This window comes from Cupriavidus sp. 05N39, assembly GCF_056397325.1.
Map to the genome: position 1 here is coordinate 43,691 of NZ_JBFTNE010000008.1, position 22,760 is coordinate 66,450.

The 22,760-nt window shown below is 62.1% G+C and carries 14 protein-coding genes and 4 pseudogenes; 9 read left to right on the forward strand and 9 right to left on the reverse strand.

Going from position 1 to position 22,760, the window contains the following annotated elements; translation table 11 throughout:
* The first annotated feature begins 95 nt into the window (after nt 1-95).
* The 4 genes from AC1DN0_RS05850 (at nt 96) to AC1DN0_RS05865 (ending at nt 7,399) form a co-directional block, all read left to right on the forward strand.
* Complete coding sequence (locus tag AC1DN0_RS05850) at nt 96-1,217, forward strand: efflux RND transporter periplasmic adaptor subunit (RefSeq protein WP_441633744.1); 1,122 nt, start codon at nt 96-98, stop codon at nt 1,215-1,217.
* A gap of 20 nt (nt 1,218-1,237) precedes the next feature.
* Nucleotides 1,238-4,357 carry a MexW/MexI family multidrug efflux RND transporter permease subunit gene (locus tag AC1DN0_RS05855; protein ID WP_441633742.1) on the forward strand — a complete coding sequence of 1,040 codons (3,120 nt, stop codon included), beginning with the start codon at nt 1,238-1,240 and terminating at the stop codon, nt 4,355-4,357.
* A gap of 10 nt (nt 4,358-4,367) precedes the next feature.
* Nucleotides 4,368-5,798 carry an efflux transporter outer membrane subunit gene (locus AC1DN0_RS05860; RefSeq protein WP_441633740.1) on the forward strand — a complete coding sequence of 477 codons (1,431 nt, stop codon included), beginning with the start codon at nt 4,368-4,370 and terminating at the stop codon, nt 5,796-5,798.
* 806 nt (nt 5,799-6,604) lie between these two features.
* On the forward strand, nt 6,605-7,399 hold the full coding sequence (locus AC1DN0_RS05865) for an IclR family transcriptional regulator (RefSeq protein ID WP_441633738.1): 795 nt from the start codon (nt 6,605-6,607) through the stop codon (nt 7,397-7,399).
* A gap of 336 nt (nt 7,400-7,735) precedes the next feature.
* Here the strand turns inward: AC1DN0_RS05865 and AC1DN0_RS05870 are convergent.
* Nucleotides 7,736-7,954: pseudogene (locus AC1DN0_RS05870) on the reverse strand (nitronate monooxygenase); the annotation flags it as partial.
* 58 nt (nt 7,955-8,012) lie between these two features.
* On the opposite strand from AC1DN0_RS05870, the pseudogene AC1DN0_RS05875 reads away from it, so the two are divergent.
* Together AC1DN0_RS05875 and AC1DN0_RS05880 are read left to right on the forward strand one after the other, a co-directional pair.
* Nucleotides 8,013-8,378 (forward strand): annotated as a pseudogene (locus tag AC1DN0_RS05875) (tyrosine-type recombinase/integrase); the annotation flags it as partial.
* Nucleotides 8,379-8,652: 274 nt separating this feature from the next.
* On the forward strand, nt 8,653-9,699 hold the full coding sequence (locus tag AC1DN0_RS05880) for a GGDEF domain-containing protein (RefSeq protein ID WP_477145595.1): 1,047 nt from the start codon (nt 8,653-8,655) through the stop codon (nt 9,697-9,699).
* A gap of 691 nt (nt 9,700-10,390) precedes the next feature.
* Here the strand turns inward: AC1DN0_RS05880 and AC1DN0_RS05885 are convergent.
* From AC1DN0_RS05885 to AC1DN0_RS05905, 5 genes are read right to left on the reverse strand one after another with little or no spacing between them, the layout of a single operon-like run.
* Complete coding sequence (locus AC1DN0_RS05885) at nt 10,391-11,209, reverse strand: enoyl-CoA hydratase (protein ID WP_477145596.1); 819 nt, start codon at nt 11,207-11,209, stop codon at nt 10,391-10,393.
* A 34-nt stretch (nt 11,210-11,243) separates the two neighbouring features.
* Nucleotides 11,244-12,659 (reverse strand): aldehyde dehydrogenase family protein, encoded by a 1,416-nt coding sequence (locus tag AC1DN0_RS05890; protein WP_441633734.1) that lies wholly within the window; start codon nt 12,657-12,659, stop codon nt 11,244-11,246.
* Nucleotides 12,656-13,444 (reverse strand): enoyl-CoA hydratase/isomerase family protein, encoded by a 789-nt coding sequence (locus AC1DN0_RS05895; protein ID WP_441633732.1) that lies wholly within the window; start codon nt 13,442-13,444, stop codon nt 12,656-12,658. Before AC1DN0_RS05895 ends, AC1DN0_RS05890 begins: the two co-directional genes overlap by 4 nt.
* A gap of 29 nt (nt 13,445-13,473) precedes the next feature.
* Nucleotides 13,474-15,561, reverse strand: coding sequence for an acetate--CoA ligase family protein (locus AC1DN0_RS05900; protein WP_477145597.1), 2,088 nt, complete (start codon nt 15,559-15,561; stop codon nt 13,474-13,476).
* Between the two features lie 12 nt (nt 15,562-15,573).
* A complete protein-coding gene (locus AC1DN0_RS05905) occupies nt 15,574-16,551 on the reverse strand; it encodes a Bug family tripartite tricarboxylate transporter substrate binding protein (RefSeq protein WP_441633728.1) in 978 nt (325 codons plus the stop codon).
* A 147-nt stretch (nt 16,552-16,698) separates the two neighbouring features.
* Between AC1DN0_RS05905 and AC1DN0_RS05910 the strand changes: the two genes are divergently transcribed.
* A complete protein-coding gene (locus AC1DN0_RS05910) occupies nt 16,699-17,619 on the forward strand; it encodes a LysR family transcriptional regulator (RefSeq protein WP_441633726.1) in 921 nt (306 codons plus the stop codon).
* A 160-nt stretch (nt 17,620-17,779) separates the two neighbouring features.
* Here the strand turns inward: AC1DN0_RS05910 and AC1DN0_RS05915 are convergent.
* Nucleotides 17,780-18,594: pseudogene (locus tag AC1DN0_RS05915) on the reverse strand (IS5 family transposase); the annotation flags it as partial.
* A 554-nt stretch (nt 18,595-19,148) separates the two neighbouring features.
* Here AC1DN0_RS05915 and AC1DN0_RS05920 point away from each other — a divergent pair.
* The gene (locus AC1DN0_RS05920) at nt 19,149-20,270 is read left to right on the forward strand and encodes an alkene reductase (RefSeq protein ID WP_441633724.1); all 1,122 of its coding nucleotides are present in this window, start codon (nt 19,149-19,151) and stop codon (nt 20,268-20,270) included.
* A 21-nt stretch (nt 20,271-20,291) separates the two neighbouring features.
* On the forward strand, nt 20,292-21,251 hold the full coding sequence (locus tag AC1DN0_RS05925) for a TIGR03571 family LLM class oxidoreductase (protein WP_441633722.1): 960 nt from the start codon (nt 20,292-20,294) through the stop codon (nt 21,249-21,251).
* Between the two features lie 13 nt (nt 21,252-21,264).
* Here the strand turns inward: AC1DN0_RS05925 and AC1DN0_RS05930 are convergent.
* Together AC1DN0_RS05930 and AC1DN0_RS05935 are read right to left on the reverse strand one after the other, a co-directional pair.
* Nucleotides 21,265-21,859 (reverse strand): annotated as a pseudogene (locus AC1DN0_RS05930) (IS5 family transposase); the annotation flags it as partial.
* Between the two features lie 187 nt (nt 21,860-22,046).
* Complete coding sequence (locus tag AC1DN0_RS05935) at nt 22,047-22,745, reverse strand: SDR family NAD(P)-dependent oxidoreductase (protein ID WP_477145598.1); 699 nt, start codon at nt 22,743-22,745, stop codon at nt 22,047-22,049.
* Nucleotides 22,746-22,760: the final 15 nt, after the last annotated feature.

The following is a 22,760-nucleotide window of genomic DNA, read 5'->3' on the forward strand; positions in this document are numbered from 1 at the left end:
CCGTGTGAGGGTACGCGTGGATGAGAACCGGCGTCACGGCACGTTGGCGCGTCCGAAAGTCTGCACCCGGCCTTTGACCAAGACAAACCGACATCATGAACAAAACACTCAAGATTGGGCTGGGCTGCTCCGCCCTGTTGGCTCTCGCCGCGATTGGCGCTGGGGTACTTCACGTCCGCGCGCAAGCGGCAAGCAAGACGAGCGCAGCAGGAGTCCCGGCCACGAAAGTGGCAGTGGCCGTGGCCGAGCAATCCGACCTCCCCGGCTTCCTGACAGGCATCGGTTCGCTCGAAGCCACCCGGCAAGTGCTTGTAACGGCGGAGACAAGTGGTCTCATTTCGCGAATCCTGTTCTACCCAGGCGGCAGGGTGCGGACGGGACAGGTGTTGGTGCAACTGAATGACGCGCCAGAACAAGGCGATCTCGCACGCCTGAAGGCCCAAGCCAGTAATGCCCGGGCCATGCTCGAACGCACGCGCCGCCTATTGCCGCAGCAGGCCGCCACGCAGGAGCAACTTGATCAAGCACAGTCAGCCTACGACCAGACAGAAGGCGAGATCCGGCGCACTCAGGCCCTGATAGAGCAAAAGCGCATCAAGGCGCCCTTCGACGGTGTACTGGGTGTACGGCGCGTGAACCTGGGGCAATTCGTCCATACTGGTGACGGGATGGTGTCCCTCACGGACTCACACACCCTGTACGCCAATGTCACGCTGCCGGAGCGGGCATTGCGCGAGGTAAGGCCCGACCAGGTCATGACTGTCGCGGTGGATGCGCATCCGAACCGCCGTTTCACCGGCAAGGTCAGCACCATTGAGCCGCAGATCGATAGCGGCACCCGGACGCTCCTAGTGCAAGCCACGCTGGAAAACACGGACGGTGCTCTCACGCCCGGCATGTACGTCAATGCTCGCGTGGCGCTGCCGCCACGACCAGCTGTGGTCACCGTTCCCGAGACTGCGGTCAGCTACAGCGCCTATGGCGAGTTCGTCTATGTCTTGCAAGACATGAACCCGAAGGCCCTCAGCGTCCGCCAGTCGTATGTGAAAACCGGAGAGCACATAGAAGGAAAGGTGGTCGTCACCGAAGGTATCCACGCCGGCGAGCGCGTAGTGACGTCGGGCCAGTTGCGATTGCACAACGGCGCCGCAGTGCAAGTTGTTGGCCACGACACCGTGGCCGTGGTACCGAACGGCAGCGACGTCGCGCGCCAATAGTCACGACAAGAAATCTCATCATGAAATTTACTGATCTTTTCGTCCGACGACCCGTGCTGGCACTGGTCGTCAGCACGTTGATACTGCTCATGGGCCTGCGCGCGTTGGGCGGGCTGCCAATACGTCAGTATCCGCTGACCGAGAGTTCCACGCTAACCATTACCACCCAATACCCCGGTGCGTCGCCGGAACTCATGCAAGGGTTCGTGACGCAGCCTATCGCTCAGTCTGTCGCCACCGTCGAGAACATCGACTACTTGACCTCCTCCTCAACGCAAGGGAGAAGCATCATTACATTGCGGATGAAGCTGAACGCAGACTCGAACAAGGCCATGACTCAGATCATGGCCAAAATGAACGAAGTCAAGTATCGGCTCCCGAAGGAGGCTTACGACCCCGTACTGACGAAGTCGTCCGGTGACGCCACGGCCGTGGCCTATGTAGGGTTCGCGAGCAAGACGATGTCCATCCCCGCGCTGACCGACTACGTCTCCCGCGTCGTGCAGCCCCAGTTCTCTTCGATCGAGGGCGTTGCCAGCCTTGATCTCAATGGCGGTCAGCGGATGGCGATGCGTATATGGCTGGACGCCGATCGCCTGGCTGCGCGCAACATCTCAGCTGGCGAGATCGCGCAGGCGCTGCGCGACAACAATGTGCAAGCTGCCCCGGGGCAGGCCAAGGGACTCTATGTCGTGTCCAACATTCAGGTGAATACCGATCTGATCAACGTGGGGGAATTCCGCGACATGGTGATCAAACGAACGATTAGCGGTATTGTCCGGCTGAGCGACGTCGCGACCGTAGAACTGGGTGCGGCTTCGGCAGACACCAGCGCGACTATGGATGGTGTGAAGGCCGTCTATTTTGGCCTAAACGCCGCGCCTAACGGCAATCCGCTCACCATTGTCAGCAAGGTCAATGAGTTGCTGCCAGAAATCAAAAAGAGCCTGCCTCCCGACGTGCAGGTGGCGGTTCCGTTCGAGCTCGCACGCTTTATTAGCGCCTCCATTGACGAAGTCCGAAGCACGCTGTTCGAGGCCATTGCCATTGTTGTGTGCGTGATCTTCCTGTGCCTTGGCTCATGGCGCGCAGTGATCATTCCGGTGGTAACCATACCGCTGTCGATGCTCGGCGCCGCGGCGTTCATGGCGTTGTTTGGCTTCAGCATCAACCTGCTCACACTGTTGGCCATGGTGCTCGCGATCGGCCTGGTCGTAGACGATGCCATCGTGGTGGTGGAGAACGTCCACCGCCATATCGAGGAAGGCAAGTCGCCGGTGCAGGCTGCACTGATCGGCGCACGCGAGGTTGCCGCGCCAGTGATCGCCATGACGATCACCTTAGCTGCGGTGTATGCGCCGATCGGACTCATGGGCGGCCTAACGGGCACGCTATTCAAGGAGTTCGCCTTCACGTTGGCCGGTTCTGTGGTCGTGTCTGGCGTCATCGCGCTCACGCTGTCGCCGGTCATGAGTTCCTTCCTGCTCGACAGCAAGGCGTCCGAAGGACGGATGGCGCGCCGCGCGGAGCAGATATTTCAACAGGTAGGTACCGCATACGGCCGTCTCCTCGATATCTCTTTGCATCACCGCTGGTTCAGCGGCGCGCTGGCAGCGATCGTCTTCGTTAGCCTGCCGTTGCTCTACCGCAGCGCACAAAGCGAGTTGGCGCCCGTGGAGGATCAGTCCACCGTTCTCACGGCCATCAAGTCACCCCAAAACGCCAATATTGACTATGTGGAAAAATTTGGCCAAAAGTGGAATGACGCCATGAGGACACTTCCTGAACAGAGCAATCTGTGGCTAATCAATGGCTCTGGCGGCGTAGCCAACAGTATCGCGGGCGTCAACTTTGTTGACTGGGACAAGCGAAAGCGCAATGCCGACCAAATTCAGGTAGACATGCAAAGCAGGGCCAACGACATCGAGGGCAGCAATGTCTTTGCTTTTCAGCTGCCATCGCTGCCTGGCTCGACCGGGGGGCTGCCTGTTCAACTGGTCATCAAAAGCGCGGGAGATCACCGTCTCGTATATGAAACCATGGAGACATTGAAGCAATCGGCACGCAAGAGTGGCCTATTCATGGTCGTGGACAGCGACCTGGACTACAACAATCCAGCGGTCCACATCCAGATAGATCGTACCAAGGCAAATAGCTTGGGGATCACCATGAAGGACATCGGCGACACACTCGCAGTTCTAGTCGGCGAAAACTACATCAATCGATTTGGCACCGACGGAAGATCTTACGACGTGATCCCGCAGAGCTTACGCAATGAGCGTATTTCGCCAGAGGCACTGTCGCGCTATTACGTCAAGAGCGCAACGGGCGAGCAAGTTCCGCTGTCGAATTTGGTGCGCCTGTCCACGGGCGTGGAGGCTAATCAGCTGACTCAGTTCAATCAGTTGAATTCAGCCACGTTTCAGGCCATTCCAAATCCGGGTGTGACAATGGGCGACGCGGTACAGTTCCTGACCGAACAAGCTAGGGCGCTCCCCCCCGGCTTCACCTATGATTGGCTGTCAGATGCGCGTCAGTACACGCAGGAAGGTTCAGCGCTCATGATGGCTTTCCTTTTCGCAATCATCGTTATCTATCTTATCCTGGCAGCCCAATATGAAAGCCTGAGAGATCCGTTCATCATTCTGATCAGCGTACCAATGTCGATCTGTGGCGCCCTCATCCCGCTGGCGCTAGGCTTTGCCACCATCAACATCTATACGCAGATAGGCCTGGTCACCCTGATCGGGCTGATCAGCAAGCACGGAATCCTAATGGTCGAATTCGCCAACGAGATGCAGGTGAAAGCGGGCTTGGATCGACGCGCGGCCATCGAGCACTCGGCGAGAATGCGGCTGCGCCCGATCCTGATGACGACGGCCGCCATGGTTGTCGGCCTAGTTCCCCTTTTGTTTGCATCGGGTGCAGGCGCGAACAGCCGATACGACCTTGGTCTAGTGATCGTGGTAGGCATGCTCGTTGGTACGGTCTTTACGCTGTTCGTGCTTCCGACGGTATACACGATCATCGCTGTCGACCACCGCGCGACGCGCGAGATCGCGGGTGCGCGCACGACACTGCTAGCGGATTCCGCCGATGCCGTCCTTAACTTAAAGCCCACGGAAGCGGATCGTGCATAAGGAAAAGTCCATGAACAAGACACGATACACTCCTATTCTTCACACGGCCGCGATTCTCGGTGCCATCGTCCTCTCTGGGTGTGCGGTCGGTCCGGACTTTAGGCCTCCGGTCGAGGCAGCAGTCACGATAATCAGCCCCGAGCAGGCGCTTTTCACCTCTGACCGAATTCAGCGCGATTGGTGGCGTCAACTGCAGGATCCGCAACTGGACCGGCTCGTCAACCTGTCGCTCGAACGCAATCACGATATCCGAATCGCTCACTCGCGCCTGTTGGAGTCACGCGCCGTGCTGGATGAGAAAACCCTGGACCAATTTCCGACTGTCACGGCAAACGCAGGCTATCACCGGAGCATGTCACAGGCCAACCCGGGGCCCGTCGGCCAGCGCAACCTAGTACAGAACTTCCACGCAAGCATCGACGCAAACTGGGAGATCGACCTATTCGGGCGCCTGCGACGTACGGCTGAGGCGTCCGCGGCCCGAAGCAATGCGGCAGAGGCGGACCTAGCTCAAGCGCGCATTGTCGTGGTCGCAGAGGTGGCCCGCAACTACTATGAAATGCGCGGAGCCGAACGGCACTTGGAGCTTGCACAGGCGAATCTCGAAATCCGTCAAGCCACCTTGCGAGTCACGGAATCGATGGCCTCTGCTGGGCGAGCCCAGGCCAGCGACTTGGCCAGCGCACGTGCCGAGCTAGCAAGCACCAAGGCTCTGATCCCGCAATTTGAGACATCGCGCCGCTTGGCACTCTATCACCTCGCGATCCTCGCCGCGTTGCGGCCAAATGAGTTAGGGGAGCTTGCGCAGCAATCGAAGCTGCCCATTCTAGACACGCATCTGCCGATTGGCGACCTAAGCAGCTTGCTGCGCCGACGACCGGACGTCGCAAGTGCGGAGTCCTCGTGGGCAGCTGCGACGGCCGAGGTGGGGGCAGCCACAGCAGAGCTATATCCACGTATTGACCTCGGCGCATTCCTCGGCTTTGTGGCCATGCGAGGCGTCGATCTTGGAAGCAGTTCTAGCCGCGCATTCGGCGTGACGCCGCTCATTAGTTGGCCTGCATTGCATCTGGCAAGCGTGCGCGCACGTCAACGTGCATTCCAGGCAAGCGAACAAACTGCGCAGGCGCGGTATGAGCAAACGGTCTTGCGCGCACTCGAGGAGGTTGAAGCTGCCTTGACCACGTATGGCCAGACGCAGCAACGTGTGCGCGACCTTGCACAGGCGGCCGACCAAAGCCAACAGGCCGCATCGCTGCTGCACACGCAGTATCGCGAAGGCCGGGCATCATACCTGTCTGAATTGGACGCGCAGCGTACGCTCTTGCGCATACAAGACGGGTTGGCCGATGCAGAAACGGCATCCTATATCAGCCTCATCGTGCTATACAAGGCATTGGGAGGTGGTTGGGAGCCCCCTGCGGCGCCGGCCGATTCGTGAGCGGTTTCAGCCTCCTTCGGAGCAGGCTTAAATCAGATCCTTGAGCAGGTCAAAATCAATCGTGATTGATGATCACGCTCATCGCCCACAAGAGCGCAACGAAGGAGAGACTCATCATAATCTCCATCCCTGCTACCACGATTCGCGTGTATCGCCACCCCGGTCCTCTTGATCGAAGGCCGCCTGCTTAATTCTTTGCAGACTTGCTGGTTGCGGTTGCGGGCATGTTCGTGACTCCCCACCAGCACGGGCGTAGAGCATCGGGCACAAGGCAGCTCTGCATTGTTGCGTCGGGAAACACTGAAACAGCGACGGCGGAGCGGCGGATGCCCTTGTGCCGAATTGCTCCCGTGGATCTGGACGGGCCCCCAAGGGTTCGAGCAGAAGGCAGCAAACTGCCATTCTTACCCAGAACTGGAGTGGATACTCTTCCTTCACGCGGAAGCCAGTGACCAAACGGCCACCTGTCGGCCACCCGGTACGTCGAGTTCACATGCGCGTCCCTCCTGCGTGCGGAGAGCCAGCGCACAGCTGTGGCACTGTGGCACGGCACTGCGCACCCGCACGTGATTGTACACACAGAAACGTAGACGCCGCTGCACTCCGACAATCGAAACGCCGCCAACAGGACGTCCCTTGATGGCGCTCTCAGGAGTGCCGTCCCGACGGAAGTACGGCATCTCCACCACCACTTGCCAACCTAAGCCGCAAAGTTGCCACTCCCTACCATTGCGCCCTCAACATCCTGCTGGGCTCGAAATCACTTAGAATAGGATCCGGCACAACTTCTCGTTCAAAAGACTTGTATGGCGAAATCTGCTTTCCGGGCGTTGGCAATCATGGAATTTGTTGCGCAATGCAAGACCGGCGCCACCCATTCCGAGATTGCCGCAGGCCTCGGTATTCCGAAGAGCAGCTTGACGGGGCTTTTACGCGACCTCCAGCAGCCCGGTTACCTGCACCTAGACGAAGGAACGGCTCGATATTCGATCGGCTCGCAGGTCATGTATCTCGCCAACGCCTATCTCAGGAACCTGAATATTGTTCGCGAGGGAGCGCCCTTCGTTCACAAGCTGTATGTGGAGTTGGACGAATTTTCATGTTTGACGCTACCGAAGGGCAACGATTGCATTGTGGTTTGCGCAGAGAGTTCCCCGTCGCCCCTTGCGCATACATTGAATCTTGGAGAGCGATTACCTATGCTTGCCAATGCTGCGGGTCGCGCAATCTTAGCGTTCTTGGATGACACCGAAATCGACGAGTATCTCTCTACGCATCAGCCAATTGCTTATACGGCGCGCACTCTGACAAAGATTAAGGATATACACAAGGAACTTACCGAAGTACGAAAGGTCGGGATCGCGTATGGGCGGGAGGAGTACATGCCTGGCATAACCGCGCTGGCTGCACCGGTCTTCAATATCCAGGGACGCCCCATCGCCTCGATTGCCGTGGCCTTGCCGACTGTGCGGCTCACTAAGGGATTGGAACGCAAGATCGAATCTGTCCTGGTGACCCAAGCGACCGCGCTCTCAAGACGCCTGGGTGCCGAGTCAACGAAACGGCCGCGCGTTAATCCGAGCAACTCTGGTGACGAGTGAGCGCTATCTGCAGGTGAGCCCCCATCCAGCCATGCCCGACAAGCGCTCCTTGTAATGGTGTAGCCAAATCCGGGGGCCACGATCGCAGACGGAAGTCCGTCGATTCGCCTGTCAGGTGGGTACCAACGCTTGAAATTGCGTACGTCCTTGCCATGGAGGACGGCACATCTCACTGTAGCAACGCTTTGGGTCCCGGCATCGGCGCATGTTTCCATTCCTCTTCATGCGCTAGCCAACGAAACTGATGTGGCTAGGTTTCGTCGCTCTGCTCTACGAGCAGAATCCCGTCTTGGCCTACCCCAGAGAAAGGGCGATCAAGCCCGCTGAGATCTGAACCTACCTAATGACAGTGCCAGCGACCACCCCCAAATAGCCAGACAACCGATGCAGGATCAGCGTTTCGGCCTCCACCATAATCCGCTCCTTCGTGTCCTTGACCGTCGGAATATCGTTGATTAGACCGGCAACCATTCCGCAGCTCCAAGCTCCAGCGTCCATCTCTCCGTCAACCATGACGCGAGGGTAAACGCCGGCCGCTTGCTCGTGGATGTCCGATATCTGGTGTGGATTCAACCGGTCGATGCAACACACTATGAACTGTGTGAGCGGGCCACCGGCACAGCATCCCGGCGAGGAGCGCCCCATCGTGCAGCCGATCATCGGCAAGGAAAAACCCTTGTCACGGGGCGCGCTGCACCTGGTGCTGAAGGAGGTGTTCGGGATGGCCGCCGCGCGCCTGCGCGCGCGCGGCCCCGAGTGGGCAAGCCGGGCCGCGGTGCTGGCCAGCGCGTCAGCGCACTGGCTGCGCCATACCGCGGGGTCGCACATGGCCGACCAGCAGGTGGACCTGCGTTTCGTGCGGGACAATTTCGGGCATGCATCCATCGCCACGACCAGCGCCTACCTGCACACCGAAGACGATGCACGGCATGAGGCCACGCAGGAACGTCACCGGATCGGGTGGACGCGCGAAACGTGACGGGCGGCCAGCATGCCTGCTTTGGTCAATGCCCCGCCGCGGCGCTGGCGAAACAAGACTACAGTGTAGCGCGTCAGCTTTGGACTCCAGACCGACTTCTCGAACGGCATCGATAGCACTGAAGCGGGCCGATCGACGTAAAAAATGCGTCTCGAAACCGAGCGGACGCCGAAGCCACGAACGGCAGGATAACCGTTCCAGCCCCCTTCAGGAACCGGCACAAGCTGTCGTTAATACAAGCAGCGTCACTACAGCAACCGTACGCACAACCAGCATGACCTGCCACGATACCCCGGAAAGCACGCTACAGGCCGCCTTCTTGCGGCATCAAGAAACCCTTGCCCCGCCGAACCGCGTGTTCGGCGACGACGACAGTGCCGTATACCGAACCCTGCTGGAATCGACCAAAGCCATCCCCTGGAAAATCGACTGGGCGACTATGGAATTCGCCTATATCGGTCCACAGATCGAAGCGCTCTTGGGCTGGGCGCCGTCGACCTGGAGGAACGTCAACGATTGGGCCGAGCGTATGCATCCGGACGACCGCACAGCGGTGGTCGAGTTTTGCGTTGCACAGTCGCAGGCGGGCACCGATCACGAAGCCGACTATCGCGCGCTCACGCGCGACGGCGGATACATATGGTTGCGCGACGTCGTGCACGTCGTGCGCAACGCCAAAGGCGATGTCGATTCACTGATCGGCTTTATGTTCRACATCAGCGAGCGCAAGCGCACGGAGGAAAAGCTCGCGCAACTGCAGAAGGAACTCGAACACCTTTCGTTCAGAGAACGCCTGACGGGAGTAGGCAACCGCCGCATGTTCAACAGCGTGATGGAACGCGAATGGGCGACAGCGAAAGAAAACGGCAAGCCGCTGTCGTTAATCATGATCGATATCGACTTCTTCAAGTCGTACAACGATTACTACGGCCACCTGCAGGGGGACGAATGTCTGAAGCGGATCGCCCGCCTGCTGGGCGAAGTGGCCGGCCCGGGCAATGTGCTTGTCCGCTTCGGCGGCGAGGAATTCTTGCTGGTGTTGGCCGACACCGATGCGGAGGCCGCTGTGAGAATCGCCGAACGCTGCCGCGCTTTTATCGCGGAGGAAGCGATTGCGCATGTGCGCTCGCCGTACAACCAGTGCGTGACGGCGAGCTTCGGCGTCGGCACGATCGTGCCGACTGAGCGCATGGACCCGACCGCGTTCCTAAACCTAATCGACGCGCAGTTGTATCACGCAAAGGAAAATGGCCGAAATCGCATTTCCTGCGTCGATCGCGCGGGTATGCTGGGGGAGTCGTTCAAGTTACATTCGCGCTGAAATATGCCCGTCCGCCCCTGACGTAGATACTGGCTGAAGCACAAGCAAGTCAAGGCCGCACCACGGGCCAAGACGCGTCGCGCCCCCCTAACTAAGGCTTCAGCCCGCCCGACTAAGCCCGTAAATGAGCCCGCTAAGCCCGTCGATCCGGTGCCGCAGGCCATCGTGAAGCTGCAAAATCGTTTCCCGCAAACCTTTCTGAAGCGTCCAGCTGTTGCAGATCGTTATTTCGGCTAATGGCAACCTCAAATTCCGCAAATGTGGGTGCCAGCCAGGATAGATGAAGGAAAAACGCTCTTCTCCTGCCGATGCTCGCGAGTGCTTTCAATGAAGATCTCCCTGGCGCGCAGATCGTGGCATGAACGCGGATCGCCAGAATACCCCTATTTTTCCGATCTTTCGCGAGGTCATACGCATGGCTCTACCGAACTATCACCTTCCCCGTCCGCCCTGCCCGGCCAGCAATCGTGAAGTGTAGATAGAATGGTCGCCTCCCGCCCTCTGCAGGACACGTACCATGGCATGAAGCGCAAGGCTATCTTTCGATAGACAGCGTCAGCTGACGGGGTGCATTCTGCAGCCAGTGCACTTGTACTGATATTGACGTTTATCACAGTCGTCTCCTTGTTTCGGCTCTGTCGGCCATATTCTTCCCAGCACGCGTTGCGCGGCACCCGGCCGGGTTGACTGCTTATGCGCCAGTAAAGTGCGCCTGCCTGCGTTCAACGAAGTGGGCCACGCCTTCCTTGAAGTCCGCGCTCTGGATACTGGCGAACATCTCCTCATTGGCCTGCCGGGTGGCCTCGACCAGGCTTTGGAAAGGCACCTCTCCAAGCTGCTTTTTTATCACGCCGATCGAACGCGGTGACACGTTCTGGGCCAGGTCCTCCGCGTAGCGCAGCGTTTCGGGAAGCAGGCTGTCTACGTCATAAAGCCGGTTCACCAGACCCATCTGCAGAGCCTCCGTCGCCGATACCTTGCGCGCTGAGTAGAGCAGGTCGGCGGCATGCCCGGGGCCGACCACACGCGGCAGCATCCAGGAGATGCCGTGCTCGGCAATTAGCCCGCGCTTGGCAAAGGCCGTGCTGAACGCCGCCTTGTCGCTGGCAAAGCGAATATCGCTGTAGAGCGCGAAGACGAGCCCCAGCCCCGCCRCCGCGCCATTGATGGCGGCAATCACCGGCTTGCGCATGGCGGGGAAGTAGCCGTAGCGCGTCTGGTAGTCTGGGCGGCGGTTCATGTCGAACGGCCGCATCCATTGCGCGGCGCGGATATCGCCAGGCGGCAGGATCTCGAGTTCCTCGATGTCCATGCCGGCGCAGAAACCGCGGCCGGCACCGGTCAGCACCACCACGCGGACCGTGTTGTCGCGGTCGACGTCTTCCATAGCCTGGCGGAGTTCCGCCTCCATTACCTTGGTGAGGGCGTTGAGCTTGTCGGGGCGGTTGAGCGTGATGACGGCGATGCGGTTGTCCGTGCCGGCTTTGGTGAGTTCGATCTGCGTGTACATGCTTTTTGCTCCGAGATGTTGCTGAGGACGTGGCTCAGGGAAGTTGAATCGACTTGGGCTCGAGGAATTCCTCCAGCCCGAAGACGCCGCCCTCTCGCCCGACGCCCGACATGCCGAACCCGCCGAACGGGGCGAGCGCGTTGAACCGCCCGCCATTCACATCGACCTGCCCGGCGCGCAATTCGCGCGCCACTGCTTGGCCCTGCTCCGGCGTGGCCGCCCACACCGTGGCCGCGAGGCCGTAGGGCGTGGCGTTGGCAAGCGCGATGGCATCTTCCGGCGTGTCGTAGCAAAGCACGGCCAGCACCGGCCCGAACACTTCCTCGTTGGCCAGACGGCTGTCCGCCGGCACATCGCCGAACACCGTCGGCGCGACGAAGTTGCCGGCGTCGGGCACGGGCGCCTGGCTACCGCCCGCCAGCAGTTCGTAGCCCGCGGCTTCCGCTTCGCAGATAAATGCCAGCACACGCGCTTTCTGCGCCGCTGAGAGCAAGGGGCCCACGCGCGTGGCTGCATTGTCCGGGTCGCCGAGGGTCAGGGAGGCGGCGCTTTCCTTCAGCAATTCGCGGCAATGCGCGTAGGCCTCGCGCGGCACCAGCAGCCGTGTGGTGGCGCTGCAGGTTTGCCCGCTGTTGAGGAAGCAGGACGCCAGCGTGGCCTTGATCGCGCGGCCGAGATCCGCGCCAGGTAGCACCACGGCGGCGGATTTGCCGCCCAACTCCATCGACAGCCGCTTCATGTCGCCTGCGGCAATGGATGCGATCTTGCGGCCCACCGCGGTGGATCCCGTGAACGACAGCATGTTGACGCCGGGATGCGCCACCAGCGCCTCGCCAACCGCCGCGCCACCCAGCACCACGTTCAGCACGCCGCGCGGCAGATCGGCGCGCTCTACAGCGTCCATCAGCCGCACGGCGGTTGCCGGAGCCAGCTCCGACGGCTTTAGTACCACGGTGCAGCCCGCCAGTAAGGCTGGCGCCAGCTTGGCGGTGATCTGGTGCAATGGATAATTCCACGGCGTGATGGCAGCCACCACGCCCACCGGTTCGAGCACGATGCGCGAATTGCCCACGCTACGCTCGAAGCTGAAATCCTCCGCCAGCGCGGCCGTGGCTCGCCACGCGGCAACTGGCGCATCCACCTGGATGCGCTGCGCCAGCTTGAGCGGCATGCCGACCTCGCGCGAGATTTCGCGGGCCAGCTCTGCCGAAACCGCCTCCAGCGCGTCGGCGATCGCCTGCAGGAAGGGCGCCCTGCCCCGCGCACCCAGCGCGCGCCAGCCGGACAGAGCGAGCCTCGCGGCCCCAACCGCCGCGCCGACATCCGCCTCGCTGCCGAACGTCACTGCGGCCAGCGGTGCGCCGGTTGCCGCGTCGTGGATCCGGGCCTCGCCGGTGGGCTTTATCGCCACCCGCGCGCCATCGATGTAATGCTGTGCAATCTGTTTCACTGCTGTTTCTCCTTGCTCGCGCGTTTTTCCAGGAAGGCTGCCATCACGCGCTGGGGTTCGCCGTCCGCATAACATTCGAGCTGGGCGCGGATGCCAGCCACGCAGGCATCGTCGAAGCCCGGCTGGCTCATCGTGCGCAGGCGCTGCTTCGACAGCCGCACGGCCGTGGGCGGCAGCGCCGCCAGCTTGCGTGCGCGCGCCAGCGCGCTGCCCATCAGTTCGTCCGCCGCACATAGCTCCGTCACCAGGCCGATTTCGTACGCCCGCTGCCCGCTGACCAGATCGCCCGAGAGCGACATCTGGATGTTGTGGGTATGGCCCACATGCAGGGTCATCAGGTAGGAGCCGACAATGCTGGCCAGGCCGGCCTTGACCTCTGGCTGGCCCCAGCGACTGTCCGCCGTGGTGATGCGCCAGTCGGCGCACAGCGCCATCTGGAAGCCCGCGCCAGCCGCCACGCCATGCACCGCGGCCACGCAGGGCTTGTCCAGGTCGCGCACAGCCTGGTACATGGCGCGCTGCCGGTTGAGCCAGGGCACGATCTGCTGCCAGGTGACGGCCGCCGCTTCGTCCAGGTCCTGACCCGAGCAGAAGGCGTGCGGCCCGGCGCCCGCTAGCACCACCGCACGCACTTCGGGGGTGCGGTTCAACTCATCCAGGCTGGCGATCAGACACGTGCGCAGCGCATCATTGACGGCATTCATGCGGTCGGGGCGATTCAGCGTCACTACGGCGATGCCGTCTTCCACGGCTACAGTGACTTCGTCTTTGGGTGTGTTTTGCATTTGCATTCCGCGCTCCGTTGTCTCAAGTTTCACGTCATTTCCACAACGGCATCGACTGCCACCACGCCCTGCCCCGCCGGCATCACCATCAGGGGATTGATGTCCACGGCCTTAAGCGAATTGCGGTAAACCAGCGCAAAATTCCCGAGCGCAACAGCGGCAGATGCCAGCGCCTCCAGATCCAGTGCGGGCATGTCACGGTAGCCGTCGAACAGGGGCGCCAGCCGCAGGCGCCGGCAGGCGGCCCGGGCTTCTTCCATGCCGAAAGGCGCCAGCAAAGTGACAATGTCCTTGCGCAGCTCCAGCAAGGTGCCGCCTTCACCGATCATCAGCAGTGGTCCAAGAGCGGGATCCACCGTAACGCCCAGCGCGAACTCGTGCCTGCCCCTGACCATCTGCCCAACCACCACGCGCGGCGTGGCCACGTCCAGCTCGACCAGTTTTGCCAAGCAGGCTTCCGCCGCCGCGCGCACGCTGTCGGCATCGGTCAGCCGCAGCCGCACCAACCCATGTTCGCTCTTGTGCGGCACACTGGCCGCACAGCCCTTGACCACCATGGCACCGCCGCCGAGTGCCGCGAACGCTGCCGCGGCCTCGTCCCCGTTGGCGCATTGCCGGTGCGCCACAACCGGCACGCCGTGTTCGGACAGCAGGGCCAGGCTGGCGTGCTCGTCCAGCAAGCCATTGCCGGCGTACGCCAAGGGTGCCGGGGACGGCAGGATCGACACGGCGCCGCTCAGCCGCCGGTGCCCGGCGTACTGGCTCAGCGCGGCAATCGCGTCGGCCTCCGTGATGTAAGTCGGGATGCCCTGCCCGGCAAATACCTCGCGTACGCTCTGCTGAGGCGCACTAATGATCAGCGGTTTGGCATGCTGGCAAAGAAAGGCCGCCGAATGGCGCGCCAGCGCGTCCACGTCATAGCCGGGCCCCGCCACGGGGATCCCTATCATCACCATGTCGGCTTCCGGGTCGCTGCCCAGTGCATCCAGCACACGCGGGAACATATCGCCCTTACCGAGCAGCGCGGCAGTCATGTCGAGTGGGTTGTTGGCGCTGCCGAAGTCCGGCAGAATCGCCGCCAGGCTGTCTTGCGTGGCAGGGGCCAGTTCGGTCAGCGGCAGCCCGGCCTGCTCGGCCAGGTCGGCTGACATCACGCCCACCGCGCCGCTGTGGCTCATCACCACGGTGCGCCCTTCTGCCGCGTCATGCCCTTGCAGGTAGAGCGCCGTGGCGCGGATGAACTCGTTCATGTCCCGCGCGCGCCAGATGCCGTGCCGCGCCAGGAACGCGTCGACGGTGGCGTCGTTGCCGACCATGGCGCCGGTGTGCGAGGCCGCGGCCACCGCGCCGCGCTGGCTGCTGCCGCTCTTGAGCACTACCACGTGCGCGCCGCGCTGCCGCGCCACCGCGGCGGCGGCAGCCAGGCGTACCGGGCTGGACAACGATTCCAGGTAGAYCAGGATCAACCGGATGGCGGGATCGGCCGCCACCGCTTCCGCCATGGCGCAGGCATCTATATCGGCATCGTTGCCGGTGGCAACGAGATAGCGCACGCCCAGTCCCGCCTGACGCAGCAGCGCATAAGGCATCACACTGGCGGCGCCGCTCTGGCTGATGATGGCAATGGGCCCGTCGGCCGGGGCCACCTCCATGAACATGGTGCTGAAATTGAGCACCGCGCCGCTGGCGAAGTTGGCCGTGCCCTGGGCGTTGGGCCCCACCAGCCGCATGCCACCGGCATTGGCCGCCGTCACCAGTTCGTCCTGCCGCTGGCGGCCGGCCTCGCCCGTTTCGCCAAAGCCCGATGCCATCACCACGGCCGCCTTGACGCCGATCTCGCTGCACTGGCGCACCTGCGCCAGTGCAGCCTCACCCGACACGGCGATCACCACGGCATCTGGCACCTCGCAGATATCCTGGACGCTGGCATAGGCCCGATGTCCCTGGATCTCCGCGCGGGCCGGATTGACCGGAAATACCTTGCCCTCGAAGCCAAAGCGGTTCAGGTAATGGATGGGCCGCCCGCCGACCTTGTTGGGATTGTCCGATGCGCCGATCACGGCGACCGAGCGCGGGCGGAACAGCGCTTCAAAATGGGAGTGCATCAGGGAGTTCATGGCAATGCTCTCTCAGTCCAGGCTTGCGCCGGAGGCCTTGACCACCGCCGACCATTTGGCCGCATCGCGCTGGATCAACTGGGAAAATTCCTTGGGCGTGCCGGGCAGCGGCTTTGCACCCAGCGCGGCCAACTGGGCCTTCACATCCGCCTGCGTGAGCACCTTCTGCAGCTCACCATTGAGGCGCGTGATCACATCAGGCGGAGTGCCCTTTGGCGCGGACAGCCCAAACCAGATCGTCACCTCGAAGCCGGGCAAGCCGGACTCCGCCACCGTCGGCACCTTGGGCAGCGCTTCCGAACGGGTTGTGCCGGTCACGCCCAGCGCCTTGACCTTGCCGGCGCTGTGGTACTGCACTTGGCTGGAGACGGTATCGAACATCATCGAGATGCGGCCGCCCAGCAGATCGGTGAACGCCGCGCTCGAGCCCTTGTAGGGCACATGGACGATATCGATGGCGGCCATCGACTTGAACAATTCGCCCGACAGGTGATTGGAGCTGCCGTTGCCAGCCGAACCAAAGGTCAGAGTGCCGGGCTTCTGGCGTGCCAGCGCGATCAGGTCCTTGACGTTGGCGACAGCCAGGGAGGGGGCCACCACCAGCACATTGACGGTCGATGCCACTGACCCGACCGAGTCGAAGGCCTTGGCCGGATCGACCTTCAGGGTTTTGTACAGTGAAGGGTTGATCGCCATCGTCCCAGTCGTCGAGAAGAACAGCGTATAGCCATCCGGTGCGGCCGAGGCGGCGGCTTCGGTGGCAATGGTACCTCCCGCGCCGCCGCGATTGTCTATCACAATAGGCTGGCCAAGCTGCTGCGACAGGTGTTGTCCGATCAGCCGCGCCAGGGCATCCGTGGGGCCGCCCGCGGGGAACGGCACCACCAGCTTGACCGGTTTATCGGGGTAGCCCGCTGCGGTGACGCACAGGCTGGACAAAGCCAGCGCGGCTGGCGCAGCCCAGCGCAGGAAGGAAGTGGTGAATCTCACGTCTGTCTCCGTTGTTGTCTTTGGCCTGCTCTTGTGGTCAGGCGTATTTGCAGTGTAGTGAGCCCGATGAGATTACATAAGCGTATACTCAGATATAGCTGATATCACTAAAAAGCATGGGCATCGGATCCCATCGCTCCCTCAGATATGAACATCAAGCAACTCGAAACACTGGTCCTGGTGGCGGAACTCGGCTCGCTTTCCCGCGCCGCCAAGGCTACTGGCGTCGCGCAATCGCTGGTCAGCCGCAGCATCGGGCAACTGGAGGCCGAATGGGGCGACCGCCTGTTCGAGCGCACGGGCCGCGGCGTGGTGCTGTCCGAGTTCGGCCGGCGCGTCTTTCCGCAAGTGCAGTTGCTGCTGGCCCAGTCGGTCCGCCTGCAGGACGAAGTGAAGGACGCGGCCGGCGTGCCGTCCGGCGTGGTCCACGTGGGCGTGCTGCCGTCCATGGCGCGGCGGGTGGTGACGCAGATGTTCGAGGACACACAGGCCAGGGCACCCGGCGTGCTGCTGCATATCTCCGAGGGCTTCAGCGGCCAGCTGGATGAGCAACTGGCCTCGGGGCGGCTGGATATGGCGGTGATAAACCGCTACGGACACGGCCCACGACAGGATGAAGACATCCTTGGCGAGGTTGCCACCTACCTGATCTGCGCCGCCGCGCATCCCATGGCGAAGCGGCAAAGCATCACCCTGCGCGAGCTGGCCGGCCTGCCGCTGGTGCTGCCGCCCGCGCCCAACGGCTTGCGCTCCATCCTGGACCAGCATGCGCGCCAGCAAGCCATCGCCCTCAATGTGGTGCTGGAAGTGGAGTCGCTTGCCACGATGAAGGAAGTGGCGATGGGCGGGCACGCCATGACCATCCTGCCTATGCTCGGCGTAGACGATGAGATCCGCGCCGGGCAACTGGCCGCGCTGGAGATACGCAACCCGGCCATTCCGCGCACCATCGCAATCGGTGTCACCCGGCACCACCCGCTGTCGCGCGCGTCGCGCTATGTGCTGTCGCGCCTGCACGACGTGGTGCCGGCGCTGATTGCGTCCGAAACAAGGAATGCCGCGCGCTGAGCGGAAGCCGGCGGCTCATCGGCAGACGCGCTGCCAGATGCCAGCGTCGCAGATGTGTTTCAACGGTCGGATACGGAAAAGTGAACATCGACAGGCAGGCAAGCGCAGAATCGCCCATCCTTGAACTCTCAAACATGCTCTTGACTAAGAGACCATTACAAAAAGGCTGCTCAGCGCGCCTGAAGATGTTCCAGCAGAGGAGAGAGCAGCCAAGTTTCAGGAATGCTTCGTGAATGTCAACGCGGCGCTCGAAGCGAATGCGAAGATGACGAAAATTGTGGGGCCATGCATGAGCACGTTCGACTACCCAGCGAAACTTGCCGAGACCGCTACCGTGTTCGGTTCGGCGTTTCGCGAGCACTGGCTTGATGCCGAGCTCGCGTAGCTTCTGACGATGCAGTTCGGAATCGTAGCCGCGATCGGCGTAGATGACTTTGGGCTTCTGAAGTGGTCGGCCACGCACGCCGCGAATCGGTGGAATCGCGTCGACGAGCGGCAGCAGTTGGGTGACGTCGTTTCGGTTCGCGCCAGTCAGGATTGCACTGACGGGGATTCCGTTGGCGTCGACGAGGATGTGGTGCTTGGAACCTGGTCGCGCTCGATCCGTGGGGTTCGGACCCGTTTTTCGCCCGCCCCAACAGCTCACACCGACGACGAATCGACGGCTGCTCGTGAGAAATCGAGTTGGCCCACCTCGCGTAGCTTCGCGAGCAGCAACTCGTGCAGTCCGTCCCACACGCCCGCCTTCTGCCAGTCGCGCAGACGCCGCCAGCGAGTCGGGCCGGAACCAAAGCCCAACTTGATCGAAAGGTCGCACCAACGTATCCCGGTCTTGAACACGAACAGGATGCCTTTCAACGTCGCCCGATCTGAAACGGGAAGGCGGCCCGGATACATTTTTCGGCGCGGCTTCGGTAGTGGAAGCAGCGGTCCGATCAGTGCCCATAACTCGTCGTCAATGATCGGCACGCCCATCCCTATGGTCCCAGTTGTTCAGGTGCTCAAAGGTTAACAGCTAGCCGAGGAAGTTAACAGCCCCTTTCTGGGTCTTTTCTGAATGATCTCTAAGGAGCTTGGCATTCATGATGATCTCCGTGTCGGGTTACGGTGTTTGGCCGCTCACTACAAGCGGGTTGTCCGGCTTGGCTTCCTGGATCAGGGCCGGCCATACGCTGCGGAACGAAGTATGGTCAGTCCGCGCCACAAGAAAAACCGTGTCGCGCGCAGAAGAGACTTGAATCCGCTGCAACAATGCCCGGCGGCTCTTGCCGCGGAGACACATCCAAAGCCGCCAGCTTCCTGGCCGTTCTCCCGCACTCCGTTGTTCTCCAGCGCGGGGCGCACATCGGCATATCCTTGACCTGCACGCAAGGATCATTTGCCCGCAGCGGGGTTTATTCGGAACCCGGGTTCTCCCGATAATCACCACATCTTGCCGGCAACGCGGCCGGAGCAACCCCAAGGGTCTTCATACTGGCCGGCTCCTCGTGGCGGCTTTCAGCCTGACCCTTCCTACATGCGAGAGAACTGTGCTTTTCACTCCCTACCACCTCGGCAACATCGAGATGCCCAACCGCATCGTCATGCCTCCCATGACCCGCTCGCGGGCCGGCGCCGGCGACGTCGCCACCGACCTGATGGCCGAGTACTACAGCCAGCGCGCTAGCGCAGGCCTGATCATTTCAGAAGGCACGCAGATCAGCCGACAAGGCCAAGGTTATGCCTGGACCCCCGGCATCTACAGCGCGGAGCAGGTGCACGGCTGGCGCAAGATCACCGACGCTGTGCATGCCACCGGTGGCAGGATGTTCGCGCAGCTCTGGCATGTGGGCCGGATTTCGCACACTTCGCTGCAGCCGGACAATGCCGCGCCGGTTTCGTCATCGGCGCTGGTGGCGGATGGCGTCAAGGTATTCATCGATCCCGAGGGGCGCGGCCCGCAAGCCGGTATCGGCGAAATGATCCAGCATTCCACGCCGCGCGCGCTTGCTGTCGACGAAATCCAGGGCATCGTCGCGGACTACGCCAAAGCCGCGCGCAACGCTTTGGAGGCTGGCTTCGACGGCGTTGAGCTGCATGGCGCCAATGGTTACCTGATCATTGATTCGCAAGCCAATTCCCGCGATGACGAATACGGCGGCTCGCTGTGCAATCGGCTGCGCTTCCTCAAGGAGGTGGCCCAGGCCGTGACCGACGTGGTCGGAAAGGAACGCATCGGTGTGCGCCTGGCGCCGTTGACCACCCTGCAGGGCGCGGTCGACGATACCCCGGAAGCCACCTACCTTGCCGCTGCACATGCGCTCGGGCAGATTGGTGTTGGCTATATTCATATCGCCGAGGCGGACTGGGAAGATGCCCCGGTGATGCCGGCGGCGTTCAAGGAAGCATTGCGCGCCATCTATCCGGGCACGCTGATCTATTCCGGCAACTACACCCTGGCGCGTGCCGAGCAAGCGCTGGCCAAGGGTTGGGCAGACCTGATCGGCTTCGGCCGCGCATTTGTCGCCAACCCGGACCTGCCTTACCGCCTGCAGCACAGGCTGCCGCTCAGCGCAGGTGACCGCTCCAAGTACTTTGGGGGTGCCGCTGCCGGCTATACAGACTACCCGCGCCACACCGGCACCTCGCTCGAAACCAAGGCCGTCGCATAGGCCGGCACACAAGGAATCGCCATGCCATCCGCATTGGAGAAACTGACCGCCGGCGGCTTCAGCGTCGGTGTCGAATTGCCTCTGGACAATGACTGGTCGCCCGCCGGCGACCCTGCGCGCCGTCAGGCCGGCCGCCTGCCCGGCGAGCCGGACCTGACCCGGCACGGTGAGCTGGCCAGGTTGGCAGATCAACTCGGTTTTCGCGCGCTGTGGGTGCGGGACGTACCACTCTATGACCCGCAGTTCGGTGACGCCGCGCAGGTCTTCGAAACCTTCAGTTACCTGGGCTACCTGGCAGGCGTGACCGAGCGCATCCTGCTCGGCACGGCCGCGGTCGTGCTGCCGCTGCGCGAACCGGTGCTGACACTGAAATCCGCCGCCACGGTAGATCATCTAAGCAACGGCAGGCTACTGCTCGGCGTGGCCAGTGGCGATCGCCCCATCGAATACCCAGTCTTCGGCCGCAACTTCGAACATCGTGGCGAGGCCGTCCGCAAGCAGGTAGCACTGTTGCGCGACGCGGGCGCGGCCGAGTTGCCCGCTGGCATCAAGGTATTGCCGCGCCTGCATAAGCCATTGCCCCTGTTGGTGGCAGGGCTGGCCCAGCAGACCCCCTCCTGGGTAGGTGAGCATATGGACGGGTGGCTTGCCTATCCCGGCACGCCGGAAGACCACACGCGCCGCAGCGTGCTCTGGCGCAGCGTAGCCGGCGCGAAGCCTTACATCAGCTTTCTCCACCTTGACTTGCTGGATGATGCGAACGCGCCGCTGCAACGCCAGCGCTTTGGCGCGGCAGTTGGCCGTAACGGCCTGATTGGCGAGCTCCATGCCATGCGCGAAGCCGGCGCCGGACATATCGGCCTGCACTTCCGCCGCAGCCACCGGCCGGTGCGGGAAGTCATGGAGGAAATCGCGGCCCATGTACTGCCGCACTTTCACGACGACGCGCGCATCGCCAATGGTCAGCCTGAAACCGCCTGAGGAGCCCCAGATTGACATCGTTGACGTTGGCGGGCGTGCCCACCGCCGGGTGCACCAGGCCAGAGTCAGCATTCACGCCAATGTGAGCCTTCATGCCGAAGTGCCATTGGGCTCCCTTCTTGGCCTGGTGCATCTCAGGGTCGCGCTCTCCCGACTTGTTCTTGGTCGAACTCGGCGCCGCGATGAGCGTGGCGTCCACTGCCGTGCCTTCTTTAGCAGGTAGCCGTGGGCAGTGAGTTGCTCATTGACGGTCTTGAGAAATTGCTCGGCCAGTTGATTGCGCTCGAGCAGATGCCGAGAGAGCAGGATGCTGACGCGGCCGGGAAGGCGACTCATTCACCCAAGGCGGCGAATTCACGGTAAAGAGGCGTGAAGTACAACGCTTCCTCTATGGCCACGTCGCTCAGACTAAACCACTACTGCAGAAGATGGATGCGCAGCATCGCCTCAACAGGAAATGGCGGGTGACCCGTTGCTTTGGTCGGCGCGTGCGGCGCAATCAACGCCACAAATTCACGCCACGGCACCACGCATTCCATCTCGTCAAGAAACACACGCTTGCGCGTGCGCCTGTTGCTCAAGTCCAATCCAAGTTCAGTCTGTTTCATGCACTCGTCGTCACTCGAATAGCACAGCCTGCCTATCGGGCTTTGTGCGAGTTAGCTAGGTAAATTGGTACCGGTGAAGATCGTCGTCCAGTCGCTTCACGTCAGTACCTGGACGCCTCTACTGCACACGAAATCGAGTCCGATCCAACGACAGCCGGCTGCTGCCGGCTGTCGTCGAGCACCACAATCAGGCGATGCCGAATCCTCCATCCACAGGCAGAATCACCCCCGTCACATATTGCGCGTCTTCCGAGCACAAGAACCGCGTCACGCGCGCCACATCACCAGGCGTGCCCCAGCGGCGCATCGGCAGCCGCGCCATGATGGCGGTGCTGCGCTCAGGATTGTCGAGCGCACCGGCCGACAGCCGCGTGCGGATCCAGCCCGGCGCGACCGCGTTCACCCGGACGCCGTGCGGCGCGAGGGCCACAGCATACGAGCGTGTCAAGCCGAGAATGCCGGCCTTGCTCGCGGCATAGGCCGGGTTGTTCGCCGAGCCGAAGTAGCTCCACATCGAGGCAACATTCACCACCGCCCCCTGGGCACGCACCAGGCGCTCCTGCAGCACGCTGGTCAGGATCTGCGACCCGTTCAGATTGACATCGACGACGGCTCGAAAGCCCTCTGGTGTGAACTCCTTGCMCTCGTGCCGGATGATGCCAGCGGCATTGACCAGCACCGATACGTCATCCAGATCTTCGGTCACCGCCCGGACAGCTTCAACCGAGGTCACGTCGAGCTTGCGGTAGGTCAGCGCGTCAGGCAGGTCCGGATCGGTATCCATGCCAAGGCAGACGACCCGCATGCCTGCCGCGTTGAGTTCCTCGGCAATGGCCCTGCCGATGCCTGTTCCACCGCCCGTCACCACTGCAACACGTTGCTCCATACTAAAAAGCTCCTT